Raw genomic sequence first — 6,000 nt, 5'->3', positions numbered from 1 at the left:
CTGGAGTATCGCGGTGAGGAAGTCAGGATGGTGCTCGCAGGAGAGGGGACCGTGATCGCGGAAGTCGACGGAGAGAGTACCGAGATAGAAGTCTCCGGGACCCCGACCTCCTATGAGCTGCTCAACGTGGACGAGAGCCGAGCTGGGACGATCGAAGTCACGGTTCCCGCAGGCGTTGAAGCCTACTCATTCACGTTCGGGTGAGGGAGCCGAGTCGGGTGATGTGAAGCGGCGACGCCAGGGTCTCGTGTCGCGAAAGTACGCTTCGGGACCGTGTACGTCGGGGCAGTCGGCAACACAGCAGCCGCAGCGGGGATCTTCAGGGGTTCCCACATCGGCCTCATTCGAGCAGGTGCAATCTGGGCAGGCGCAGATCGTGCCGCGTGCGGGCATACCGTGGCGCAGTCTGTCTTCATCGGTCATATCGCTCGTGAAAGATACCGAGAATTGCACGCCGTTGATCTCAATAGTGGGCTCTTCGTCGTTTTGCATAACGGGCCAGACTATCGAATCTCATGATTTGCTGCCAGAGATGGTGCGGCGACCTGATTCGCTTCGGTGCCTGGCTTGGGCGTTGCGGGGAAGGGGCTTTGAGAAGCATTCCCGCGGCTTGCGGCGGTGATCGATCCTTTAACTGACATAATGTGCATTATCGGCGAAATAGGCGCACAGCGAGAAGCCAATACGTGTTGCGCGAGTGTGCGATCACCTGAACCCTTCTGCACAGTTGCTGCGATGGTTGTTCACGGAATCGAGCTCTCACCGGCTGGCCGGCACAGTGCCATCGAATTCGCGCGCGAAACAATTGTCTGACTCGTATCGACGGTGCGGTTCGTTTCGATCGCTCATTCGGCAGAGTGCGAACGTTGACGGTGTGCCAAGAATGTCCGTTCGATGCCAGGTTTCCGCCCTCTGTCCCCTGCGACGCACGGCTCACGAGGAGTTGACATAACGTATTCCCCGCCCTTTGGGCTTGTAGGGTGACTCGTTCCTGGGTTATCGATCGAGCGATTCGACGACGGTGACTACGCGCGGCCGGGACGCGAATGCGCCCTCGTGCGCTGCGCGTTCACGATCGTTGCGAAGCGACCACAATGGATTCGAGGTGCTTCGCTCGGGATCGGCTAGTCGCCCGCCCCGCCCGTATCGTCCGAAGCCTCGGAAGAAGCGGCGGCGTCCGCAGCCCTGTTCGCCTTGCGGCGGCCGAGCACGAAGAGCAGTATGCCAAGCACCAGTACGAGGACCGCAATGAGAATGAACACCCACGTCGCGATCTCGGTGCCGGTCACGGGAAGAAGATCCATGCCCCTAGCGTAGCCCCGTTTTCTGTATGTGGTGAAACGCACTGTGTTCGCGGTGGATCGCCGGCTTTCCGAGGCGCGAGTATCAAGGCAGGACCACAGGCGTCAGCGTTGCTGGCGTTAGAAGCCGCTGCGATCGAAAGGCATGTGCCGTGAACTCTGCGTCGGAAACAGTGTCCCGTCCCGTTGGTGCGCGTTGGGCCGCCGTCGTGACGGCCATGGTATTCCTCGTTGCGCTCAATCTGCGGCCCGCGCTCACATCCGTGGGGCCGCTGCTACCGGTTTTCGCACCGGAATTGGGGCTGAACGAGTCTGCGCAGGGAGTGCTGGGTGGACTTCCCGTACTCGCATTCGCGGCGATTTCCCCGTTCGTGTATCTCATGACGAGGCGCATCGGTATGGATCGCGCGGTCTTCGCGACCCTCATACTGTTAGCGACTGGGCTCTTGATCCGTTCGTACCTGGGGTTGTCCGGCATGTGGGCAGGGACCGTCATCATCGGTTGCGCAATCGGGATCGGCAATGTCCTGGTGCCGACGCTCGTCAAGCGCGACTACCGTACGAGAGTCTCCAAAGCGACAGGAGTGTACTCCGCGTGTATCACGGTGGCGGCGTCCGTGGCCTCTGCCGTCGCGGTACCGATGTCCGAATGGTTCGGGTGGCAAAACGCACTGGGCTTCTGGGCGATACCCGTCGTTGTCGTGGCTCTCCTCTGGCTGCCTCGCACTCGAGCCGGTGCAGGAGCGGATGATGACGGCCGGCTCGCCGTTCGGCCCCGGAGCGTGTGGAAGCAAGCCGTCGCCTGGTATGCGGCGATATTCATGGGGTTGCAGTCCACAACCTTCTACTTCATGATCACATGGCTGCCGACAGTCGAAATAGCATCCGGGGTGGGCAAGCAACAGGCGGGAATGCACCTCTTCGCCTACCAGATCGTCGGTATCGTCTCGGCATTGTCCGCACCGCTTCTCATGAGACGGCAAGAGAGCCAAGTCGAGGCAACGGTGATCACCAGTGTTCCCATGCTGCTCGGATTGCTGGGGCTCCTATTCGTCCCGCAAGCCGGCTTGATCTGGGCGATCGTCGCTGGCCTTGGCAGCGGAGGCTCGCTCGCCGTAGCGCTGTCCATCATCGGTCTGCGAGGACGCACGAATCTCGAAACCGCGAAGATGTCGGGCATGGTGCAGTGCTTCGGCTACCTTATGGCGGCACTCGGGCCGATGCTCGCGGGTTTACTCGCCGACAGAACCGGCGGATGGACCGCGGCCCTCATCGCCATGGTCGTGGTGTGTCTCCTGCAGCTCATCATCGCCGTACCGGCTGGGCGCGGACGCCGGGAAGCGTCGCACTCCTGAGATCGATACCGGCCCTACGCTCCGACCGGGAGCTTGCGGTTCCACCAGTCCATAACGTGTTCGAACCGCTCCAGCCGGTGACGCGGTTGACCCGACCGAGTCAGTTCGTGATCCTCGCCGGGGAAGACAAGCAGCTCAGCATCCACATCACCTCGCCGCAGGGCCATGTAGTAGCGCTGCGCCTGCTCGAGCGGGCACCGGAAGTCGAGCTCCGAGTGCACGACGAGCGTGGGCGTCCTCACCTGATCGACAACCGCCATCGGCGACTGCGTCAGTGTGTGCGCAGGGTCGTATCCCGTGTACTCCTCGCTGAAGAACGATCCGATGTCGCTCGTGCCGATGAAGGATGCCGGGTCGAGATATCCGCGCTCCACGATCGCAGCAGAGAAGCGATGATCGTGCGCGATCGTCCACGCGGTCAAATAGCCGCCGTACGATCCGCCCATGACGCCGAGACGGTCACCATCGAACTCCGGGTGGGCGTCCAGAGCACCGTCGACGAAGTCGAGAACATCAGTCAGATCGACCGTTCCCATGGCCTCCTTGATCGCAACCGCATGGTCCCGACCGTAGCCCGCCGATCCGCGAGGGTTGCACTGCAGCACTGCGTAGCCTGCGTCAACGGCAACTTGCGCCTCATCGAACACGTGCACGCCGTACTGCGCGAAGGGGCCTCCGTGGATGTTCAGCAGCACCGGATGCGGCCCAGGGCCTGCCGGAATCCACGCCCAGCCGTGCACCGTGCCGCCGTCTCGCGTCGGAAACTCGTGCTCTACGGGAACAACGATGCCGGCATCCTGCAGGTCGGCACCGAAATCGGTAAGCGGGCGCCAGGCGTTGTCGTCCACGGTGCCGAGTTCGGCGAATGACGTAGGGGTTTGCGCGACGGCGATCGTAAGATCCCCTGCACGAGCTGCAGCGAGGACCTCCTGATCGGAGTCGGTGAGCTGCTCTACCGACTCTCGTCCCACCGCAACCAGCTGAATTCGACCGCGGATGCGACGAAGGGCAAGCACTCCCCCTTCGGCTGCCACCAAGTGCGAACCGGGGTCGCCGAAGTCGAACGCGTTCGGCTCCGTCAATAGCGTGGGTTCGCCGTTCTCCAGCACGTAGACGGATGCGGACTGCGCCACGAAATCGCGCCCCCGCTCCCCCAGGTCACCGGCGAGCAGCCACAGTGCACCATCCGACTCGATGGCATCGGCGATCGAAAGGTTGGCAGCAGCCGAGACGATGTCCGTAGGGTCCTGCCCGGGTGCAGCAGGATCTACGAGGACGAGCGAGGATCGAAGGTCGGAGTCCCTTGTCTCATGTCTGGCGGTGATGGCGAGAATGCCCTGCTCCGACCAGTTCGCCAGCCCGAAGCTTATTTCACCTCGAGTCAGCTGCACGCTCGTATCGCGTTCAGACGGCTCGTCCTTCTTCCCGTCGGGTCGTGGCGCCGCTTCGGGGTCTGGAGCGGCGGCAAGCGAGGCGGCGATGTCGATCTCTTGCACGAAAATGTGCGCATCGGAGTCGTCGATGTAGCCGCGGCCGTTCGAAAGGTACTTGAGTGAGGTGATATGCCGCGGTGACTGCTGGTTGGGCGTGAGCCCTTCGACAGAGTCTCCTCTCCCCTGGCGCGGGGCGAGCACCTGCAGTGCGAGATGCGTACCGTCCGGCGAGAGTTTGAAGCCGGTGACTCCGTGCTTGATAAAGGTGAGCTGCACCGCTTCCCCACCATTCAGCGGGAGGGCGAACACCTGCTGCTTGTCATCGACAGACCGCAGGAACACGGCAGTATCACCGTCTTGCGTCAGCGCTGGCGAAGTGTCATGGATTCCGCGCGTCAGTCTCGTGCGCGCTCCGTCGGCCAGCGATACGCGCCAGAGCTGACCGACTTGCGCGTTCGCTTTGAGCGACGGATGGGAAGCAGCAACAAGCGCAAAACTTCCGTCATTCGCGACAGCGGGACGGGAGAGGGAGACGAGTTTTTCGATATCTTGCGCGCGCATCAGGCGTTGAACCCTGAGACGTCACCCGTGAGCCGCGTGTTGTCAGCAGGAACAGGGTCGACGGCGGCCCTGGCGACTTCCGCTGCGAACTCTGCGACGTTGAAGAGTTTGCCGGCGGACTCCCGTCGGGCTTCGATTGCTCCCGGTCGGGCACGTTCGAGCAGGGTCGCAGTGATGGTGCCCTCGATCATGTCACCGGAGACGACGACGAACTCGATTCCTCGCTCGCTCAGCTGCGGAACCATCTCGCGGAGCGCATCCTCGCCCGCTCGCTTCGAAAGCGCGACCTGTTCGTACTCCGGCATCGTCGGCGTGGTCTTGATGAAGTGCGCCTGGTGACTCGTCACGAACACGACGCGTCCTCCGGGCCGCAGCGTGCCGAGCGCTGCCGTCAGCAGCTCGACCTGGGCGTCTCTGTTCAAGCGCATGGCATAGTCCTCGCCCATGCTCGCTTCCATCCCGCCGGATGCGTTCATCACGAGGATGTCGATCCCGCCGAACGCAGACTCGGCTTCGGAAAACAGGTTCTGCACGCTCCCGGGGTCGGTTAGATCGGCCTGCACCGTGAGTGCTTCGACTCCGTGCTCACGCGCGGCGGCAGCGACTTTCTCTGCCCGTGGTGCCTTCTGCCGATAGTTGATGATGACGTTCGCGCCGGCAGCGGCAAACTCCAAAGCGGTGTCGGCCCCGATACCGCGACTGGAGCCAGTGACGAGAGCGGTTTTGCCGGCGAGAGAGCCGGCCTCCAAAACGTTGTTCACGAGCGAGTCCTTTCTGCTGCTATCGACCCTAACGGCTCGACAAGCTCAACGAGAATTCCCTGGATGCGTACGCAGGCTGTGTGCAGCACAATAGACTGGGAGAAGAAATCTAAGGAGAAGAATGGACTTCTGGTCGTGGGCGTGGGTTATCTGGCTCGTTGTTGCGCTGATTTTCTTCATTATCGAGATGCTCACCCTCGAGTTCACCTTCCTCATGCTCGGTCTCGGCTCGGTTGTCGGTCTTGTCGCCTCGCTCACCGGGTTGCCGTTCTGGGCGCAGATCATCATCGCGGGCGCCGCGGCAGTCCTCCTCCTGGTGCTTGTGAGACCCATGCTCCTCTCCCGACTGCATTCGACCGGTGACCCGGTGAAACTCAACGTCTCCGGACTCGTCGGCCTGCAGGGCGAAGTCACGAAGCCGTTCTCGCGCGGCCGCGGCCGCGTCCAGCTTTCCAACGGTGACGTCTGGACGGCCATCCTCTCCCCCTCCGTGCCGCAGCGTGACCCAGATGTAGGCGAGCGCATCGTCGTGACTTCGATTGAAGGCGCGACGGCGATCGTCATTCCGACTCAGCGATAACACCGCTGT

At 62.4% G+C, this 6,000-nt stretch carries 5 protein-coding genes and 1 pseudogene; 3 read left to right on the top strand and 3 right to left on the bottom strand.

From position 1 onward, the window contains the following. Nucleotides 1–204 (top strand): annotated as a pseudogene (locus Q0O95_RS00515) (cytochrome c biogenesis protein DipZ); the annotation flags it as partial. A 920-nt stretch (nt 205–1,124) separates the two neighbouring features. On the opposite strand, the gene Q0O95_RS00510 reads toward Q0O95_RS00515, so the two are convergent. Beyond that, nucleotides 1,125–1,304, bottom strand: a complete 180-nt coding sequence (locus Q0O95_RS00510) for an LPXTG cell wall anchor domain-containing protein (protein ID WP_293694282.1) — start codon at nt 1,302–1,304, stop codon at nt 1,125–1,127. 149 nt (nt 1,305–1,453) lie between these two features. Here Q0O95_RS00510 and Q0O95_RS00505 point away from each other — a divergent pair, with 149 nt between their 5' ends. After that, nucleotides 1,454–2,656, top strand: a complete 1,203-nt coding sequence (locus Q0O95_RS00505; RefSeq protein ID WP_293694280.1) for an MFS transporter — start codon at nt 1,454–1,456, stop codon at nt 2,654–2,656. A 14-nt stretch (nt 2,657–2,670) separates the two neighbouring features. Here the strand turns inward: Q0O95_RS00505 and Q0O95_RS00500 are convergent, their stop codons facing one another. Together Q0O95_RS00500 and Q0O95_RS00495 are read right to left on the bottom strand one after the other, a co-directional pair. Beyond that, on the bottom strand, nt 2,671–4,650 hold the full coding sequence (locus Q0O95_RS00500) for a prolyl oligopeptidase family serine peptidase (protein ID WP_293694278.1): 1,980 nt from the start codon (nt 4,648–4,650) through the stop codon (nt 2,671–2,673). Beyond that, entirely contained in the window at nt 4,650–5,411 is a 762-nt protein-coding gene (locus tag Q0O95_RS00495) for an SDR family oxidoreductase (RefSeq protein ID WP_293694277.1), read from the bottom strand. The genes Q0O95_RS00500 and Q0O95_RS00495 overlap by 1 nt, the downstream gene beginning before the upstream one ends. 121 nt (nt 5,412–5,532) lie before the next feature. Between Q0O95_RS00495 and Q0O95_RS00490 the strand changes: the two genes are divergently transcribed. Beyond that, a complete protein-coding gene (locus tag Q0O95_RS00490; RefSeq protein ID WP_293694275.1) occupies nt 5,533–5,991 on the top strand; it encodes an NfeD family protein in 459 nt (152 codons plus the stop codon). Nucleotides 5,992–6,000 lie beyond the last annotated feature (9 nt).

The organism is uncultured Agrococcus sp. (genome assembly GCF_945915485.1).
GTDB lineage: Bacteria > Actinomycetota > Actinomycetes > Actinomycetales > Microbacteriaceae > Agrococcus.
The sequence above is the reverse complement of the archived record's forward strand: the minus strand, read 5'-3'. Positions and strand labels throughout refer to the sequence as shown.

Bases quoted from the DNA above. Each gene is read 5' to 3' on its own strand.
- Q0O95_RS00500 (WP_293694278.1), bottom strand. From the start codon at position 4,650: ATGCGCGCGCAAGATATCGAAAAACTCGTCTCCCTCTCCCGTCCCGCT.
- Q0O95_RS00510 (WP_293694282.1), bottom strand. From the start codon at position 1,304: ATGGATCTTCTTCCCGTGACCGGCACCGAGATCGCGACGTGGGTGTTC.
- Q0O95_RS00490 (WP_293694275.1), top strand. From the start codon at position 5,533: ATGGACTTCTGGTCGTGGGCGTGGGTTATCTGGCTCGTTGTTGCGCTG.